Source organism: Sporomusa sp., from assembly GCF_035561155.1.
Lineage (GTDB): Bacteria > Bacillota > Negativicutes > Sporomusales > Sporomusaceae > Sporomusa.
Map to the genome: position 1 here is coordinate 17,941 of NZ_DATMYD010000031.1, position 18,155 is coordinate 36,095.

16 protein-coding genes and 1 pseudogene are annotated in these 18,155 nt (G+C 46.1%); 16 read left to right on the forward strand and 1 reads right to left on the reverse strand.

Translation table 11 applies throughout. The features are described 5' to 3' along the window. The first annotated feature begins 7 nt into the window (after positions 1 to 7). The 16 genes and pseudogenes from VN447_RS04530 to VN447_RS04605 all read left to right on the forward strand — a co-directional run bounded on the left by VN447_RS04530 (position 8) and on the right by VN447_RS04605 (position 16,526). Positions 8 to 727, forward strand: coding sequence for a hypothetical protein (locus tag VN447_RS04530; RefSeq protein WP_325523253.1), 720 nt, complete (start codon positions 8 to 10; stop codon positions 725 to 727). A 69-nt stretch (positions 728 to 796) separates the two neighbouring features. Further along, on the forward strand, positions 797 to 2,152 hold the full coding sequence (locus VN447_RS04535; protein ID WP_325523255.1) for an MATE family efflux transporter: 1,356 nt from the start codon (positions 797 to 799) through the stop codon (positions 2,150 to 2,152). A gap of 51 nt (positions 2,153 to 2,203) precedes the next feature. Further along, entirely contained in the window at positions 2,204 to 3,115 is a 912-nt protein-coding gene (locus tag VN447_RS04540) for a DMT family transporter (RefSeq protein ID WP_325523257.1), read from the forward strand. A gap of 36 nt (positions 3,116 to 3,151) precedes the next feature. Then, the gene (locus tag VN447_RS04545; RefSeq protein WP_325523259.1) at positions 3,152 to 3,952 is read left to right on the forward strand and encodes an AraC family transcriptional regulator; all 801 of its coding nucleotides are present in this window, start codon (positions 3,152 to 3,154) and stop codon (positions 3,950 to 3,952) included. A gap of 72 nt (positions 3,953 to 4,024) precedes the next feature. Next, a complete protein-coding gene (locus tag VN447_RS04550) occupies positions 4,025 to 4,990 on the forward strand; it encodes a DMT family transporter (protein ID WP_325523261.1) in 966 nt (321 codons plus the stop codon). A 64-nt stretch (positions 4,991 to 5,054) separates the two neighbouring features. Further along, positions 5,055 to 6,305 (forward strand): M20 family metallo-hydrolase, encoded by a 1,251-nt coding sequence (locus tag VN447_RS04555; RefSeq protein ID WP_325523263.1) that lies wholly within the window; start codon positions 5,055 to 5,057, stop codon positions 6,303 to 6,305. 215 nt (positions 6,306 to 6,520) lie between these two features. Then, positions 6,521 to 8,299 (forward strand): methyl-accepting chemotaxis protein, encoded by a 1,779-nt coding sequence (locus VN447_RS04560; protein ID WP_325523265.1) that lies wholly within the window; start codon positions 6,521 to 6,523, stop codon positions 8,297 to 8,299. 91 nt (positions 8,300 to 8,390) lie between these two features. Further along, complete coding sequence (locus tag VN447_RS04565; protein WP_325523268.1) at positions 8,391 to 8,750, forward strand: helix-turn-helix domain-containing protein; 360 nt, start codon at positions 8,391 to 8,393, stop codon at positions 8,748 to 8,750. Between the two features lie 23 nt (positions 8,751 to 8,773). Further along, positions 8,774 to 9,586, forward strand: a pseudogene (locus tag VN447_RS04570) (IS3 family transposase); the annotation flags it as partial. Between the two features lie 195 nt (positions 9,587 to 9,781). Continuing rightward, positions 9,782 to 10,654 (forward strand): pyridoxamine kinase, encoded by an 873-nt coding sequence (locus tag VN447_RS04575; RefSeq protein WP_325523270.1) that lies wholly within the window; start codon positions 9,782 to 9,784, stop codon positions 10,652 to 10,654. Between the two features lie 14 nt (positions 10,655 to 10,668). Next, on the forward strand, positions 10,669 to 11,199 hold the full coding sequence (locus VN447_RS04580; protein ID WP_325523272.1) for an ECF transporter S component: 531 nt from the start codon (positions 10,669 to 10,671) through the stop codon (positions 11,197 to 11,199). Between the two features lie 127 nt (positions 11,200 to 11,326). After that, positions 11,327 to 11,809 (forward strand): DUF134 domain-containing protein, encoded by a 483-nt coding sequence (locus tag VN447_RS04585; RefSeq protein WP_325523275.1) that lies wholly within the window; start codon positions 11,327 to 11,329, stop codon positions 11,807 to 11,809. A gap of 101 nt (positions 11,810 to 11,910) precedes the next feature. Next, positions 11,911 to 12,231, forward strand: a complete 321-nt coding sequence (locus VN447_RS04590) for a cupin domain-containing protein (protein WP_325523277.1) — start codon at positions 11,911 to 11,913, stop codon at positions 12,229 to 12,231. A gap of 325 nt (positions 12,232 to 12,556) precedes the next feature. Then, positions 12,557 to 13,810: a C4-dicarboxylate transporter DcuC gene (gene dcuC, locus VN447_RS04595; RefSeq protein ID WP_325523279.1), complete on the forward strand. Its 1,254-nt coding sequence runs from the start codon at positions 12,557 to 12,559 to the stop codon at positions 13,808 to 13,810. 18 nt (positions 13,811 to 13,828) lie between these two features. Continuing rightward, complete coding sequence (locus VN447_RS04600) at positions 13,829 to 15,133, forward strand: amidohydrolase (protein WP_325523281.1); 1,305 nt, start codon at positions 13,829 to 13,831, stop codon at positions 15,131 to 15,133. A 160-nt stretch (positions 15,134 to 15,293) separates the two neighbouring features. Further along, a complete protein-coding gene (locus VN447_RS04605; protein ID WP_414714879.1) occupies positions 15,294 to 16,526 on the forward strand; it encodes an aminopeptidase in 1,233 nt (410 codons plus the stop codon). 78 nt (positions 16,527 to 16,604) lie between these two features. On the opposite strand, the gene VN447_RS04610 is transcribed toward VN447_RS04605, so the two are convergent. Continuing rightward, positions 16,605 to 18,020 carry a DEAD/DEAH box helicase gene (locus VN447_RS04610; RefSeq protein WP_325523283.1) on the reverse strand — a complete coding sequence of 472 codons (1,416 nt, stop codon included), beginning with the start codon at positions 18,018 to 18,020 and terminating at the stop codon, positions 16,605 to 16,607. Between the last annotated feature and the right edge of the window lie 135 nt (positions 18,021 to 18,155).

Consider the following 18,155-nt stretch of genomic DNA (forward strand, 5'->3'; position numbering starts at 1 on the left):
TGAACAGATGAAAATATTCAAAGATATTCTAAAACAAGCGACTGCGGCAACCGATAAGCAGAAGCGGGCAAAGTTCCAGGTAGTCGATACCTTATCTTCCTTTTGGCAGAATGTTAATAACAATAATATGAAGGCTAAAATCTTCGATGCTTCATCATTGCTGGCGTCTTTTTCGAAGGCGTCTCCCGCTGTTAATTCTTTTGCCCGTGATGTGGAGTATGGGAACTTATCACCGTTTGCCCAATCGATATGGGTTGAGGTTGTTGACTCAGAGCTGCCTGCACATCTAGGGGTTGCATTATCATATAGTGAAAAGACGGAGCAATCAGCTGAGTGGGCTAAACAAAATGGGATAAATAGCCCGTTTGCCTGGGTTTGCCAGGCTCGATCTTTCATAAAAAAACGGTATCAGCAAACGCTGCCGCTCAAATGGGAGTGGATGGAGTACATTGACGATAAAGGAGAGTCTGTTAGTAGCATTCTGCAGCCGGCAGACATTCCACAATATATTGACAAGGCACTTGCGTCCGAGTTGAAAAGCGTGGAGTTCATTCATCACCATTTGTGCGCCTTTATTGCTAACCTGGGCTTGTATGCAGTTGACTTAATAAACCGCGATCAGGTCAGTGTAACATCACACCCAGGTGCCCAGTATAGTTATTATGTTTTAGAAAATAAGACAAATGTGTTACAATCGGGGTTTAACTGGACGAGATGTGTAGATTAATGATAAGATAGTTACAGAATATGGAGACGAAGCCAGGCTCTGTCTGGCTTCTTAATTTTGAGGTGCCAAGTGAGAGAAACCCATTCACTACAGGACAAAGTACAGCAATTTCTTATTATCTTTTTTCCGATATTTATTACCCAGCTTTCGCTAATGGCAACAGGCTTTTTTGATACGGTGATGTCAGGCAAGGTAAGTCACTATGATTTGGCCGGAGTTGCCATTGGTTCAAATCTTTGGATGCCTGTTTTCACCGGGATTGGCGGAGTTTTGGCAGGGATTACGCCTATTCTTGCTCAGCTCCACGGCGCTGGACGGAAAAAGGATATGCCGTTTCTGTTAATACAGAGTGTATATATCGCTATAACACTTGCTTTCATTATAATTGCTGGCGGTTCAGTAATGCTTGTCCCGATACTGAACACCATGAATCTCGAACCGGCTGTCCACGACATTGCTTATCGTTTTCTGGCTGCGCTGGCTATGGGGATCTTGCCCTTATTTGTTTCTGCTGTCTTCCGGAATTTTATTGATGCACTGGGCTATACGCGCATAACAATGATGATAACGCTTTGTGCAGTGCCAATTAATATTGCGCTAAACTATCTGCTTATTTTTGGTTATTTCGGCTTTCCGAAGCTTGGCGGGGTGGGGGCAGGGTATGCATCAGCTATAACGTACTGGTGCCTTGCTTTGATCAGCATGGGGGTTATTCATTTTCTGAAACCGTTCAAAGATTACAATGTGTTTGGCAGCCTTGCCGGCATTTCGTTTAAAACATGGCGGGAACTGCTAACTGTTGGTTTGCCGATTGGTTTATCGATATTCTGTGAAGTCAGCATTTTTGGTGTTGTTGCCTTGCTGATGGCCGAATATGGAACAGCCGTTATCGCTGCCCATCAGGCCGCCATTAACTTTGCCGGTTTAGTTTATATGGTGCCACTCAGTATCGGGATGACCCTAACAATTGTCATAGGCTTTGAAGTCGGTGCCCGCCGGTATCGCGATGCCCGGCAATATAGCAAGCTTGGTATTGGTATTGCGGTAACGATTGCTGGCTTTTTTGCTATCGGGTTATTTGCGTTTAATCGTCAGATCGCCGGCCTTTACACCCAGGAACCAGGCGTCCTGGAGCTAATTCAGAACTTCCTCGTATATGCTGTCTTTTTTCAACTGTCTGACGCCATTGCCGCTCCTATTCAGGGGGCATTGCGCGGCTATAAGGATGTTAGGGTGACCTTTCTGATGGCTGTTTTATCCTATTGGGTCATTGGTATGCCTATCGGCTATCTGCTTGCTAAGTTTACAGCCTTAACGGCATATGGCTACTGGGTGGGGTTTATCGCAGGCTTGGCCGTAGGGGCGGTTGTATTATTAATACGACTGATTCGGCTGCAGCAAAAGGTTACAGTGAAAATATTGTAAAACCTGTGCGTATTTCTTGATTAACACAAAATATAAAGGGGATTGTAGACAATGAGTGCTTTAAAATCAAATTTGCTGTTGTTACTAGCGGCAGCCATATGGGGGCTTGCCTTTGTGGCCCAGCGGGTGGGTATGGAACATGTAGGGCCTTTTACGTTTAATGGGATAAGATTTGCGCTAGGCAGCCTTTCGTTACTGCCGCTTATCTTCCACTATCGCAAAAAGCCTGAGCAGATACAAGGCAACTGTTCCAGGGAAGCGGTGCGGGCGGGTATTTTAGCCGGTTTAGTCCTTTTTACGGCAGCGTCTTTGCAACAGATTGGCCTTATTTATACCACTGCGGGAAAAGCCGCATTTATCACTTGCCTCTATATTGTGCTTGTGCCTATTTTAGGGATATTCTTAAAACACTATGTCAGCATCACAACTTGGCTTAGCTCAGTGCTGGCCCTTGTAGGTTTGTACCTATTATGTGTGAAAGAAAATTTCTCAATTTCGTATGGTGACTTTCTGCAGTTAGTGGGCGCGGTGTTTTGGTCTGTTCATATTTTGCTTATCGACCATTTTGCTAATAGAGTAGATGTATTGAAATTATCTTTCTTCCAATTTATTACTTGTGGGATACTAAGCCTGGTTACTGCGTTCTGGCTTGAGACCATGACGGTAGAGGGGCTTGCCGGGGCACTGATACCCATCTTGTATGGGGGTATCTTTTCGGTAGGAATCGCTTATACCCTGCAGGTAATTGGTCAGAAATACTCACCGCCTTCGCATGCTGCCATTATTTTGAGCATGGAAACCGTTTTTGCGACTGTGGGCGGCTTTCTGCTGCTTGATGAACGCTTAGGATTTAAAGAATTAGTCGGATGTGCCCTGATGTTGGCTGGGATGCTGTTAACTCAACTGCAGAGTATGCGATCAACGCCAGTGGTAGCAGAAGAGCCAAACGGAAAGGTTGGCTGATATGGACTCCGGCTAGTTCGCAAATGGAGGTATGTCATGCAAGCAGTCCAGTTTTATCGTGACGCTGATTTGCCGTTTTTTGAACTAAAACTGTGTGATGCCTGCCACCTTTCCTATAAAAAGCATGCTCACGAGGAGTATTCGCTTGGCATTGTCGATTATGGCAAGAGCTCTTTTTGGTATGGAGGAAAAGTCAGCGAGGTTTGTCCTAAGACGGTTGTGCTTATTCCGCCAGGAGTGGTACATTCCTGTAACCCGCAGGCGGAAAACCAATGGAGATATAAAATGCTTTTTATCGACGCAGCTTGGATTAAGACGTTCTTTGAGAACAAGGGACTGCGCGCAGCTGGCTGTCCGGTCGTGAAAGATATGTCAGATGCACAGGCATTCGCTGCTATGAATGAGGTGGTTGAAAGCCTGACAAGCCCGTCAAGTCCTTTGGAAAAAGAAGCGAGTATTATGGCTCTTTTGGAGCAAGTAGTCAAAGATATGAACCAGGTGCCAAAAAATAGCCAGCCCCAAGAATTACCTAAGTTAACAGCTATCAAAGACTACTTGCAGGATAATTTTTTGAAGAAGGTTACACTGGAAGAATTAGAGCAGATATCCGGGTTAAGTAAGTTTAATATTATTCGCTCTTTCAAAGAAGAATTTGCGATACCGCCGCATACCTATCAAACACTGCTGCGAATTAATTATGCCAAAAGACAGCTGCGTCAATGCAAGCATATTGTAGAGGTAGCCTATGAAGCAGGCTTCTACGATCAAAGTCATTTCAATAAAGTATTCAAAAGCCATACCGGCGTGACACCGGAAAAATACCAAAAGCTAAGATAACAGGCAAAGCAATTTTTTACAATACACCTGCTTGTTTTTTCTATATGATGGAGAAAAAAACGGGAGGGTACTATGCACGAGAATATTGTAGAAACACAGGAGTGTGTTAGTGTACGGGAGAGAAAATATTTAATCGCGAATATAATGATGCTTGTGACAATTGTATTGTGGGGAATTTCTTTCATAAGCATAAAAATTGCTGTTGCCGAAGTGCCGCCGGTCACGCTGGCGCTAATTCGGTTTGTCATTGCCTCTGTAATGCTGTGGGGGCTGCTCAAAAAAAATGAGTCTAATGCAAAAATCGATAAAGCCGATTGCCCCAGAATGATATTAGCCGGTTGCTTAGGCATCACCCTGTACTTCTATTTTGAAAATATCGGCGTACAACTGACAACAGCTGTCAATGCCTCACTGATTGTAACAATCATTCCGATTATTGCAATAGGCCTTGATGTACTGTTTTTCCGTGCCCCGCTATCGCCCCTGAAAATAACCGGAATAGCCATTGCTGCGATTGGCATGTATCTGTCGGTAACGGCAAACGGCGAGCTTGATTTTAGCTCTGCACATTTTGTCGGCAATCTTTTTGTCATTGGGGCCATGCTGTCCTGGACGTTTTATACACTTGTGAATAAGTCACTACAAAATAAATACTCGGGACTCTGTATGACTACCTATCAAACAGTTATTGGAACATTCTTTTTGCTGCCGTTGTCATTGACAGAATGGACTGAGTGGCGCATATTTTCTTTGACAGCCTTCTGGCATATCTTATTTCTGGCAGTGTGCTGTTCAGTGGTTTGTTATTTATTATACATGTATGCGCTGAAGTATTTAGATGTTGCTATTACGACATTGTATCTTAACTTAGTTCCCGTCGTTGGCGTGATGGGCGGCTATTTCATTTTAGGTGAAAGTGTGCTGCCTATCCAGCTTGCCGGTGGGTTACTAACGCTGCTGGCTATTTTGATTATGAATTTTGACCGCTCAGGCAAGATACCCGATCATCCGGGTCAAAGGGTGCTGGATAATACATAACCTACAGAAAAAAACTGCAGCTAAGTGCACTACATACCTATATCTACTGCAAAGGAGTAATTATATGATTTGTTCTAAACGACTTGAAGAAAATTTTTGCAAATTAGCAATGATTGGTGCGCAGGCAGGCGGTGGTATTACACGTTTGGCCTTCAGTGACACCGACTGGGAGGCCCGTGATTTTGTCATTGGACTTATGGAGCAGGCTGGGCTTGTCGTTCGGGTTGACGCCTTCGGCAACCTCATAGGCCGGAGGGAAGGGACTAATCCCCAAGCGCCGGTCGTCATGCTGGGATCACATATTGACAGTGTTCCAAGTGGTGGTAATTTTGACGGCGTGGCGGGCGTATTAGCCGCCATAGAAGTCTTGCAGTATCTGGAGGAAACCGGGGTCCAAACGGTTTATCCTATTGAAGTTGTAGTTTTTATGGCGGAGGAGTCAAGCCGCTTTGGCATGGCCACTCTGGGGAGTAAGGCTTTTTGCGGTAAACTGTTGCCTGCCCAATTGGAACAGTTTAAGGACAAACAAGGTGTAACACTGGCTCAGGCCATGAGACAGCGAGGGCTTGAGCCTGAGAGAATTGAGTTGGCGCGGTACTCTGATGCCATTAAAGTCTTTCTTGAACTGCATATCGAGCAGGGAAAAGTACTGGAATTCACGGGAAAACAAATCGGAATCGTCACCGGTATTGCTGCTCCAACCCGCTTTCAGGTAGTTGTAAACGGGCAGGCCGATCATTCGGGCGCTACACCTATGAATATGCGTCAGGATGCATTAACGGCGGCAGCGGAAATCATTTTGCTGGTAGAAAAACTGGCAGGGCAGGAAGGGCGTAACGGTACTGTAGGTACAACCGGGATTGTTAAGGCCGAGCCAGGAGTAATGAATGTTATCCCCGGACGCGTCGAACTGGGGATTGACATCCGCGGCATTTCTCAGGAGAGTAAGCAGCAGGTGGTTCAGGAATTAATGGCAGCAATTGCTGAAATAAAAGACCGTCGTGGCGTCGAGATTGAAATTATTACACTTACTGACGAAAAACCAGTTGAAATTTCCCGGGAAATAGTCGAATTTCTGCACGATATAGCGAAGAGACAGGGATATCCCAGTATGCTGCTACCAAGCGGCGCCGGTCATGACGCGATGCATCTGGCAGCAATGGCCCCGACAGGGATGATCTTCGTACCCTGTAAAGCCGGAATTAGTCATAACCCGGCAGAATGGGCAAGTATTGAGGATATTGCTACCGGAGCACAAGTTCTGCATGAGGCTGTTAGTCAATTAGCAGTGAAAGTGTGTGGCAGAAAGGGTTAATAAGAGCAGTGGCAAGTCTTGAGGATAAGACTTGCCACTGCTTTTTTTGATGAAATCGGTGTAAGTTGATTATTTGTCGTGCTATGATATGATATTTGCGAAAAATTCGCTAAAATCGACAGAATTCGATTGCTTTCCGGGAATATGGGCTATAAAATGTAGATAGGAAAGGCAATGGTTTTATAAGAAATGTAAATTTATGGGGGAGGTATTGTATGGGTAGCATACGTACAAAAGTGGTAGCCGTCATCTGTGCGATTATTCTTTTTGTAGCAGCTATTTTAGTCGGTTACAACTTATACCGTATGAAACAGGATGCGCAAGCGAACATAGCTCTAATGCGCCAAGCAACGATGGCGCAGTTTGAACAGGTGCTAAAACTTCAGGTAGAGGGTGCTGTCAGTATTATTGAAGCTATTTACAAAGACCAGCAAAAGGGGTTATTGACAGAACAAGAGGCCAAAAAGAAAGCGGCTGACATTATTCGTGAAATCCGTTACAATGACGGTAATTACCTGTGGATTGATACATATGACGGCTTCAATATAGCTTTGTTAGGTAATAAAAATGTCGAAGGCAAGTCGCGGTGGGAGTTTAAAGATGTAAAGGGTAGTCTGATTATCCAGGATCTTTTAAATGCAGCGAAAAATAATGGGGGTGGGGGATTTCACGACTACTGGTTCCCTAAACCTGGACAAACTGAGCCTTTGCCTAAGCGGGGCTATGTTAAAATGTTTGAACCTTATCGATGGACGGTTGGTACTGGAGCTTGGTTTGACTCGATTGATGCAGCAGTATTAGAACGTCAGCGCGAGTATGAGAACGCCATGACCAAAGCGATGCTGATGCAGGGGATGATCGGGCTTGTTTCGCTGCTATTCGCTTGCGGTTTTGCCTTTGTGGCGGTGCGTTCCTTAATCAATCCATTAGTCCATACCCAACAAGCGGTTAGTGAAATGTCAACAGGTAATTTGACTGTCAGCATTAATGGTAACGTACTTGGACGCAAGGATGAAATAGGCCATTTGGCAACAGCGATTAGTAACATGAATGGTAATTTGAGGAAAATTATCACCCATGTTTCACAATCGGCAGACCAGATCGCAGCCGCATCCCAGCAATTTACTGCAAGTGCTGAGCAGTCTGCTCAGGCAGCCTACCAAGTGGCGGCATCCATTACCGATGTAGCAAAAGGAGCTGAGGAGCAACTGGCTGCAGCCGTTGACACCACAGGCGTGGTTGCCGAGATGTCGTTAAGTATAAAGCATATGGCAACAAATGCCGGTAAAGTAGCTTCACGAACAGCTGAGGCCGCAGGCAAGGCGCAGGACGGAAGGAAATCTGTAGACCAAGCTGTCAGCCAAATGTCGCAGATTGAACAAACGGTAAACAACTCGGCGCAGGTAGTGGCTAGACTGGGGGAACGCTCTAGCGAGATCGGACAAATCGTGGATACTATCTCCGGCATTGCGAGGCAGACAAACCTACTGGCGCTCAATGCTGCTATCGAGGCTGCCCGGGCCGGGGAACAGGGAAAAGGCTTTGCTGTGGTGGCTGAAGAGGTAAGAAGGCTGGCTGAACAATCTCAGGAGGCTGCTAAACAGATCGCAAACCTCATTACTGAGATACGAGGCGATACAGATAAAGCGGTGGTAGCTATGAATGACGGCACTCGGGAAGTCAAGATGGGAGCTAATGTGGTTCATGCTGCAGGACAAGCTTTCATGGAAATTGCAAATACGATAGCTGAAGTGTCAGATCAAGTACAGGAGATTTCCACTGAGATTGAGCAAGTGGAGGGTGTTAGCCGGCAAATTGTCAATTCAGTAAAAAGAATTGACGATTTGAGTAAAGCTGTAGCAGGCGAAGCCCAGACAGTATCGGCAGCAACAGAAGAACAGTCGGCTTCAATGGAAGAAATTGCTTCTTCAAGTCAGGCGTTAGCTAAGCTGGCTCAAGACCTTCAGATTGCAGTCGGTAAATTCCGGATTTAGCTTGAATAATTATTAAAATAAGCCAGGCTGTATGAACTGCACCCCCAAAGTTAGACAGTATAATATACTGGATAAAACTGGGGGTGTTTTCATGCCAAAAGGAATACCTTTCACCGGAGAGTTTAAGCAAAAAGTAGTAGAGGCTATGCGAATGCATGGGCTAGCTTATCGAGAAGCAGCGAGGAAGTTCGAGATTCCAAACCATGGGATAATTATGAAATGGGAACGTATTTACCTAGAGGAAGGTCCTGAAGGATTGTTCGTTGATCGGCGTGGACGTGCCAGTGCTGATAGTGGCACACGAAAAGGACGTAAGCCAAAGCTGGACAAGAAAGTAGAAGAAGATTTAATTGCTGAAAACCAACGACTGCGGGCAGAGATTGACTACCTAAAAAAGTTGAATGCCTTAGTGACCGAGAGGGTACAGCGAGAGAAAAAGCACAAGTCGTAACGGAACTAAGGCACAATCACAGGCTCGATGTACTCCTAAACGTAGCGAAGCTGTCGCGCGCTACGTATTACTATCATCATAAAAGGCTGGCGACGCCGGATAAATATAGTAAAATCAAGGATGAGATAAAAGTAATCTATACGGAAAACAAGCAACGCGTCGGCTATCGTCGTATTACAATGGAACTGAAAGTCAGAGGAATCACCATCAACCACAAGACCGTACAGCGACTTATGAAACAACTGGGCCTCTTCTGTCGGGTACGGATGAAGAAGTACAATTCGTACCGTGGGGAGGTAGGGAAAAAGGCTCCCAATATATTAGAGCGCAACTTTGAGGCCGACAAGCCCAATCAAAAATGGGTTACGGATATCACAGAGTTTTCGCTGTTCGGACAGAAACTCTATCTGTCTCCCATTCTGGACTTGTGCAGCCGTGATATTGTCAGCTATGCCATCAGTAAACGTCCATGCTTTTCGCTGGTGACAGGCATGCTCGATCAAGCTTTTCAAAAAGTACCGGACGATTCAAATCTGATTCTTCATTCTGATCAGGGATGGCAATATCAAATGAAGCCGTTTCAGCGTATGCTAAAGGCCAAGGGCATCCGGCAAAGCATGAGCCGTAAGGGGAACTGCCTTGATAATGCCGTTATGGAAAACTTCTTTGGCTTGCTGAAGACCGAGCTGCTATATCTACAAGAGTTTGAATCCATGGAGCATTTCGAACAGGAACTAATCGAGTATCTCAGTTACTACAATAATCGTCGTATCAAGATAAAGCTAAAGGGTCTGCCACCTGCTCTACACAGGCAGCAAACCCTCTTGGCGGCTTAAAAAAATATTTGTCTAACTTTTCGGGGTCACTTCAACAGCCTGGCTTATTTTAATTCAGAGCATATTTAACTGAATTTACCTATTGCCCGGCAGGAATAATATTCCTCATATCGAATACTATTGTTTTGGAGATTTATTCTATTTTCAATATATTATCAGCCACTACGATGCAGCAATTTACGAAGGGAGAAAAAAATGATACCAGTAGTTCCGCGGGTGGCCGCTGTTCATGATATTTCCTGTTTTGGACGTTGTTCTTTAACAGTAATTATACCCATTTTATCAAGCATGGGGATTCAAGTATGTCCGCTGCCTACTGCTGTATTAAGCACACATCTGGGCGGTTTTAAAGATGTTGCTTTTTGTGATTTTACTGACCGCATGCCTGAGTTTTATCGCCATTGGAAGCAGGAAGGGATTACCTTCGATTGTATCTACAGTGGTTTCTTGGCATCAGAACAGCAAATTGATACAGTATCTCATTTTATTGATGAATTTTCAGAAAACCATCCGCTCGTGTTGGTTGATCCGGTGATGGGTGATGAGGGCAAGCTGTATTCTGTCTATACGCCCACAATGCAGGAACAGATGAAGCGGCTTGTTAGCAAAGCTAACATTATAACCCCTAACTTTACGGAGGCCTGCTTCTTATTAGGGGAACGGTATGAGGATCAAGTGGCTGAACCGGACAGGTTGAAAGAGTGGCTTATCAGGCTGGCTGATTTCGGGCCGTCAATTGTAATCATGACAGGAATTCCTTTGGCCGATCAGCAGATTATGAACATTGGTTATGAGCGGGAAAGTGGCTCTTTCTGGGAAGTGGCCTGTGAACATATTCCGGCACGATACCCTGGAACAGGCGACATTTTTGCCAGTGTATTGGCTGGCGCGTTACTCTATAAGCACAGTTTGCCTTTAGCCATGAAGCTGGCAGCTGCTTTTGTAGCAGCTGCCATTGCAACGACTTTTGCAGCCGGGACTCCTACCCGGGAAGGCGTACTGCTCGAAAACGCGCTGCCCTGGCTGGGACAGGAGTGGGCCAATTGCCGCAGGGGTACTTTTGAGTGAGGGGGAGTCGAATAATGTTTGAAAAACGTAGATTAAGTGTAAGAGATATCGTGTTTATAGGAGTACTGGCTGCCATGTGCGCTATTGCTACCTCCTTCAAAATTCCGTTTGGTGTTGGGGCTATGGTTCACCTTGGCACAGCTTTTCTCTTTACTGTCGGTATTTGTTTTGGTGGTGTGTATGCCGGTTTAGCCGGCGCCATTGGGTCTGCTTTTTATGACCTTATCATGGGTTTTTCGCCTTACACTGTATGGTCTTTTGTTATTAAAGGAATAGCCGGGCTCATTGTCGGGACAGTCGCTAAAGGATTGTGGCCTGTGCGTGTATCAAGCTGGGCTGCCGGCGGCTGGGTTTGGCGGGCCGTTTTAGGCTGTGTGCTTGCGGCTGCCTGGACGCTAAGCGGTTATATTGTTGCCTGGTGGCAAGTAACCGGCAGTCTAGCAACGGCGTTTGCCAATATGCCAAGTTCGCTCATGACCTCCGGGGTAGGACTGGTGGTTGCTATGATTTTGTCACCTAAGTTGCGTAAAAGCGTAAATTGGTAAGAAATATAAAATGGTCTGAAGCTTGCGAGAGTGAGTCAGACCATTTTTTTTATGCTCTATTGTATTTATGGGATTATTTGGTGTATACTTAAATTGAGCATATGCCCAAATGAAAGGTTGATAATGAGTGTCAAGGCGACGTTGTTGCGGGATAGTCGATGAAGTACCGCTTTGCCGGGAATTCTCTCCCCATATGCAGGGCGGCGAGAAGCCGGTCGTTTTACAAATAGAAGAATTGGAAGCAATTCGGTTGAAAGACCAGAAGGGCTGGGAACAGGCCACATGCGCATCTGTCATGGGGCTGTCCAGACCTACTTTTCAGAGGATTTTGCAAGCAGCTAGAAACAAAGTTGCGATAGCCCTGGTAGAAGGGCGGGCCATAATTATCGAAGGAGGGAATTATGTTATGAAAAACAGAGTTTTTGAGTGTGTCGAGTGCCGCCATGTCTGGGAAGAGGTCCCCTGTACTGAGGGTGGAAAACATGGCTACGAAATTGCCTGTCCTAAATGCGGCAGCATGAAGAAAATGAAGCTGGAAAACGGGGCTAAGCAGGCTTGCGGCGGTGAGCCTCAGCATAATCATGGCGGTTGCTGCTGCGGCGGTCACTAAAAGCCAGTCTGTCATTATGACTCCAAGAACTGGACAAAGCCTTCTACTTACTTTAATATTAATCATAGGGTTTTTTAAATATGATTAGGAGAGTAATAGTTATGAGTGAAACTATGTTACCGTATGTTCAGCTGGATGCCAAAACAACACGCCGGGTGTTAAGCTACGGCGAAGGTCTAATGTTAGTTGAATTTGTTTTTAAAAAAGGTGGTATCGGCCAGCCTCACAGTCATGCCGACCATGAACAAATTGGCTACATTACTCAAGGAAGTTTTGAGTTGACCATCGGCGATGAGAAGAAAATAATAAAGCGTGGCGATACCTATTATGCTCCGCGCAATACAGTGCATGGCGTTGTAGCCCTTGAGGATGATTCCATTATTATTGATGCCTTTACGCCGATACGTGCCGATTTCCTTTAATTAACCAGTTACTAGAAGCGCTATTTGAGAAAGCCAAATAGCGCTTCTGTTCATTTCCCAGCTTTTCTTCCGCTTAAAAACTAACAGTTGTAGTAGCAATGTTGTCCCTGTAATCGGGCCGCTCATAGGGGCGATGCTTTCCTATGTGCTTGCTACGGCGATTGGCATAATTTAAGTCATAGAGCTAATTCAGATTTATGCAAAAGTTGCGTAAAGGGCTGTTATAAAAACAGAAGGAGATGGGTGTCTCCTTAGAGAAGATATAATATACATTAGCAATTATTGAGATTGCAATGAAATAACGTTAATGCGGGGGAGAGTATTTGTGATTTGGTTAGGTAGTCTTATTGTTTTACTGACTTTTGCTGCAATTATCAAACGCTACGAAACAAGAATGGTCTTATTTTTATCCGGTCTCACAATGGCATTGTTTTCAGGAAAACCGCTAGTGGCCATCGACGCATTTAGCACTGCAATGGTTAATCCTGGGCTGGTTACGGTTATTTGTACCGTTATGGGTTTTGCTTATGTTATGAAACTAACTAAATGTGATGCCCATTTGGTACACTTGCTGGCCGGCGGACTAACTAAGTTCCGGCCGATTCTGATTCCTGGAACCATTATTATTACATTTGCGATTAATATTGCCTTACCAAGCGCGGCTGGCTGTGCGGCAGCTGTTGGCGCCATCATGATTCCGGCCCTGATTGGAGCCGGGGTGCATCCGGCTATTGCAGGCAGCGCCGTGTTGGCAGGTACCTGGGGCAGCACCTTAAGCCCTGGCGCAACGCATAACCCTTTTATCGCCAAGCTGGCCAATGTTGACGTTATGACAGTTATTGCTGTTTTAACACCGGCTGACTTAGTCGCTCTCGCTGTTGTGGTAGTTACGCTGACTGCAGTAGCCTATATCCGTAAAGAGCATCATATTGAAACACAGTCTGCCATTAATACAAGTGGCGTAGATGATTTTAAAGTCAATTTTATTAAAGCTCTTGTGCCTGTCGTGCCGCTCGTGCTGCTGGTATTAGGCAGTAAGCAGGTACACCTTATTCCGGAAGTAACCGTGCCCCAGGCCATGATCTTCGGCGTAATCCTCGGCTTTATTGTTACCTGGGCTAACGCGCAGGAGATTTCCAAACAGTTTTTTGCCGGTATGGGTGATGCCTTCGGTAGCGTTATCGGTATTATCATAGCTGCTGCTGTATTTAATAAAGGCATGGAACTGATTGGCCTAACTGGAGCTCTAATTGAAGCGATGAAGCACTCGGAAAGCATTGCTAAACTGGCTGCTACCTTTGGCCCCTTCATTATTGCTGTTCTATCCGGGTCAGGCGACGCCGCTACACTGGCCTTCAATGGCGCCATTACCCCACATGCTAAACAATTTGGTTTTGGCATTGTCGAGATGGGGCAACAGGCACAGGTTGTTGGAGCACTTGGCCGGTCCATGTCGCCTGTTGCCGGGGCAGCCATTGTTTGTGCCGGTCTTGCAGGTGTCAATCCTATCGAACTGACGAAACGCAATGCGCCAGCGATGATTCTGGGCGCGATTGTTACTATGCTAGTATTAATGTAGAAACATTTGGGAGGACTTATGGGAATAAATATTGTAGCACAGGCTGAGAGCCTTAAAGAGAAAACAATTGCCAGACGCCGGGACTTCCATAAACATGCCGAGGCGGCCTGGACCGAGTTCCGCACCGCCGCCACGATTGCCGATATCTTGACAGACTTGGGTTATGAAGTTTTTGTTGGCTCTGAGGTAATTGACGAACAGGCCATGATGGGTGTACCGTCAACGGCTGAACTCAAACGGCATGAAGAACGAGCATTGGCGCAAGGGGCTAACCCGCAGTGGGTTGAAAAGATGCAGGGTGGCAAGACCGGCGTTGTCGGTGTGCTGAAATGCGCTAAACCCGGGCCAACCATCGGTCTCCGTTTTGACATTGATGCTAACGATGCCGTTGAGGCAGACGATGAGGGTCATCGCCCTGCCCGCGATGGTTTCGCTTCAGTCAACCGGGGCGCTATGCATGCCTGTGGTCATGATGGCCATGCGGCGATCGGATTAGCGGTGGCTGAGGTACTTGTATCGTTAAAAAACGAACTGAGCGGAACAGTGAAACTTGTTTTCCAACCAGCCGAGGAAGGGGTACGCGGGGCACGGGCGATGGTTGTCAAAGGGATTGTTGACGACGTCGATTATCTTTTGGGACTTCACCTCGGGTTTAATACCAAAAAAAGCGGACAGCTCGCTGCCCGTATTGAGGGCTTTTTAGCTACCACTAAGCTTGACGCTGTGTTCACCGGGGTGGCAGCTCATGCCGGCGCAGCGCCTGAAGCCGGCCGCAATGCACTCTTAGCTGCGGCTGCGGCTGCACTCAACCTGCACGCGATTGCCCGGCATAGTCAGGGGCCGTCGCGAATTAATGTCGGTCAGTTAGACGCAGGAACAGGGCGAAATGTTGTTCCTGCCAATGCTGTCATTAAGCTGGAGACCCGCGGTACAACCAGTGCAATAAATGAATATATGTGCAGCGAAGCCAAACGGATTATCAAGGCAGCTGCAGATATGTATGGCGTGCAGGTCGAAATCCGCGAGATGGGCGGGGCCGCAGGCGCAGAAAATGATCTCTGCTTTGTTGAACAGATTGAGATAGTAGCTGGAAAATTAGGTATTTTTGAAGAAATTTTGCCTAGCTGTTATTTTGGCGCCAGTGAAGATTGCACCTATTTTATGGAACGGGTGCAGCAGCATGGCGGTAAAGCCGCCTACATAATGCTCGGGGCTGAACTGATGGCCGGGCACCATGATTTCCGCTTTGATTTTGATGAAGAAGTATTGACTAAGGCTGTGGCGCTGGTGAGCGCGGTAGCAGCAGATTTGCTGCAGGCATAGTTTTCTGACAGAAGGCCTGGGCCCTCTCAAGGGGTTCAGGTCTTTTTGCCCTAAAGGGTCGGCCATAAGCTATGTTTTCTTTATTACTGGTATCATAATAAAGAGCATAGTATATGATAAGAATAAGGTAAGAAATGATGAACTCATGAAAGGAGACATAATGAATACTACACCCCTTGAAAAATATGCCCAGCTTGTTGTTAAGACCGGCATAAACATTCAAAAGGACCAAACGCTTGTAATCACCTCGCCAATTGAGTGTGCACCCTTTGCCAGGGTAATCGCTGAGGTGGCTTACCAAGCTGGCGCCCGAGAGGTTGTCATGAATTGGAAGGATGAATTATCTTCTAAGATTAGATTTTTACAGGCCCCTGAAGAAATATTTGATGAGTTCCCAGAGTGGCAGAAAGAGTTTTATCTATCCTATGTGCGTAAGGGAGCCGCCTTTGTCAGTATTGCCGCTTCTGATCCTGAACTCCTAAAAGAGGTTAACCCGGACAGGGTAGTACGCGTGCAAAAAGCCAGCAATAATGCACTCAAAGAATACCGGGAGCGTCTCATGAGTAACAAAAATGCCTGGTGTATTGTATCCATTCCAACCCACTCCTGGGCCAAAAAGGTGTTTCCTGAGGTATCTGAGGGAGAAGCTGTTGAAAAACTATGGGAGGCTATTCTGAAAGCCGTCCGGGTTGATACTGATGACCCGGTTGCCGCATGGCAGGAACATAGCAAGGCGTTGAAGAAGAATATGAATCATTTAAACACCCGCAATTTTAAAGTACTTCATTATAAGAACTCGCTGGGAACAGATCTAAAGGTCGAGCTGCCAGAGGGTCATATCTGGCTTGGCGGACCGGAACACACAGCAGGTGGCATTGAATTTGTTGCCAACATGCCAACTGAAGAAGTGTTTACACTGCCTAAGAAAACAGGTGTTAATGGAACTGTAGTCAGTTCTAAGCCGTTAAACTACAATGGTACGCTGATTGATAACTTCTCGTTAACCTTTAAAGACGGGCGTATTGTTGATTTCAAGGCTGACCAAGGCTATGAGGTTCTAAAAAAGCTTGTGGAAACTGACGAAGGCTCGCATTATCTTGGTGAGGTAGCGCTTGTTCCGTATAATTCACCAATATCCAACTCAAATATCCTGTTTTATAATACGCTGTTTGATGAAAACGCCTCCTGTCATTTTGCTATCGGCAAGGCATACCCGATATGTATCGAAAAAGGCGTAAGCATGAATACCGGCGAGTTGGAACAGGCTGGGGTAAACGATTCTATCGTGCATGTTGATTTTATGATTGGTACCGCCGATCTTGAAATCACAGGCATTACTGCAACTGGTGAGTCCTTAACGGTATTTAAGAACGGCAATTTCAATCTTGAGTAAAACCAAGAAAAAAGAACCGTCCCTGCGCTTCGAGAGCGCGGGACGGTTCTTTTGCTTCAGCACTATAGGCTGTTTTGTCTATTTTTTGTAACCGCCTGTTTTATAACGTGGTTTGCCGGCAGGGGCACTTTTTCTGTTGTCCTGCGGTCTACGCTTGTTGCCGAACGAGCGGGTACGTAGGGGCGCTTCTTCGGTAATTTTGATTGGGGTGGTATCAGGTTCTTTGGTTAATAGCTTAAGTGCGGCTGACAGCAGGGAAACAGAATCTGTTTCAGCGAGCAGTTCTTCAGCACGGCCCCGATATTGTTCGAGGTTTCCTTCTTCAATCTGATTAAGCAGTTTTTCGATTGCTAAGCGTTGCTGGCCTTCGATGGCCTCATTCACGGTAGGTACAGTCATACGTACAATTTTCCGCTTGGTAACTCGTTCAATTGACCGAAGCTGTTCAAGCTCACGGGGGATGACAAAGGTGGTAGCCAATCCGGTTTGTCCGGCCCGTCCAGTACGACCCACGCGATGTACATAGCTTTCTGGGTCTTGCGGGATATCAAAATTATACACATGGGTAACGCCGCTGACATCAAGGCCTCTGGCCGCAACATCGGTGGCAACCAGGATATCAATGATTCCTTCTCTGAATTGCCGGAGGACAGCGTCACGCTTGGCCTGAGTGAGGTCACCGTGAATGCCTTCAGAAGAGTAGCCGCGTTTCTTTAACGCCTCTGTCAGCTCATCTACCCGGCGTTTTGTTCTGCCAAAAACGATTGCCAGTTCAGGAGATTGGATGTCAAGGAGACGGCAAAGAACATCAAACTTTTGCCGGTCATGCAGCTCGTAATAATGCTGTTCAATGAGTGGGACAGTAACTTCCTTGGATTTGGTACTGATGAGAACCGGGTCTTTTAAGAACTTCTGTGCCAGGTTCTGAATCTGTCTAGGCATAGTTGCCGAAAAGAGCAACGTCTGCCGTGACTCAGGTGTGGTGCTCAAAATCTTCTCAATATCCTCAACAAAGCCCATATTGAGCATTTCGTCTGCTTCATCCAAAACCACCATTTTTATGTCGTTAAGTCTAATGGTGCGACGGTCCATGTGATCCATCAGGCGGCCTGGTGTTGCTACAATAATTTGTGGCCGTCTTTGCAAGGCCTTCATCTGGCGTTGAATGTCTTGACCGCCGTAAATGGGGAGGGAGCGAATGTTTGAGAATTGACCAAGTTTATTTAGCTCTTCAGCAACCTGAATGGCCAGTTCGCGGGTCGGGGTCAACACGATGCCCTGAATAGCACCTATGCTGTTTTTAAGGTTTTGTAATAAGGGAATGCCAAACGCGGCCGTTTTGCCTGTGCCTGTTTGTGCCTGTCCGACTAAATCCTTGCCTGTGAGCAATGTGGGAATAGCCTGTTCTTGTATTGGTGTCGGTTCTTCAAAGCCCATATCACTAAGAGCCCGAATTATCAAATCACTAATTCCTAGCTCTTTGAATTTTTCCAATGAGGGTAGCCTCCTTTGTTATCATGTCTTTTTAAATAGTATCGCCCATGTATAACATGTTGTATACGTTGAAATGCGATGCTAAAATATGAAGGTGAGAACTATGCTGGCAAAAAAATGATTTAGGAGCTCAAC

What these genes read in the sequence shown, in the direction of transcription:
- VN447_RS04580 (WP_325523272.1), top strand. Translation starts at nt 10,669, where the DNA reads ATGTTTGAAAAACGTAGATTAAGTGTAAGAGATATCGTGTTTATAGGA.
- VN447_RS04575 (WP_325523270.1), top strand. Translation starts at nt 9,782, where the DNA reads ATGATACCAGTAGTTCCGCGGGTGGCCGCTGTTCATGATATTTCCTGT.
- VN447_RS04605 (WP_414714879.1), top strand. Translation starts at nt 15,294, where the DNA reads ATGAATACTACACCCCTTGAAAAATATGCCCAGCTTGTTGTTAAGACC.
- VN447_RS04555 (WP_325523263.1), top strand. Translation starts at nt 5,055, where the DNA reads ATGATTTGTTCTAAACGACTTGAAGAAAATTTTTGCAAATTAGCAATG.
- VN447_RS04530 (WP_325523253.1), top strand. Translation starts at nt 8, where the DNA reads ATGAAAATATTCAAAGATATTCTAAAACAAGCGACTGCGGCAACCGAT.
- VN447_RS04540 (WP_325523257.1), top strand. Translation starts at nt 2,204, where the DNA reads ATGAGTGCTTTAAAATCAAATTTGCTGTTGTTACTAGCGGCAGCCATA.
- VN447_RS04565 (WP_325523268.1), top strand. Translation starts at nt 8,391, where the DNA reads ATGCCAAAAGGAATACCTTTCACCGGAGAGTTTAAGCAAAAAGTAGTA.
- VN447_RS04550 (WP_325523261.1), top strand. Translation starts at nt 4,025, where the DNA reads ATGCACGAGAATATTGTAGAAACACAGGAGTGTGTTAGTGTACGGGAG.
- VN447_RS04600 (WP_325523281.1), top strand. Translation starts at nt 13,829, where the DNA reads ATGGGAATAAATATTGTAGCACAGGCTGAGAGCCTTAAAGAGAAAACA.
- VN447_RS04560 (WP_325523265.1), top strand. Translation starts at nt 6,521, where the DNA reads ATGGGTAGCATACGTACAAAAGTGGTAGCCGTCATCTGTGCGATTATT.
- VN447_RS04545 (WP_325523259.1), top strand. Translation starts at nt 3,152, where the DNA reads ATGCAAGCAGTCCAGTTTTATCGTGACGCTGATTTGCCGTTTTTTGAA.
- VN447_RS04590 (WP_325523277.1), top strand. Translation starts at nt 11,911, where the DNA reads ATGAGTGAAACTATGTTACCGTATGTTCAGCTGGATGCCAAAACAACA.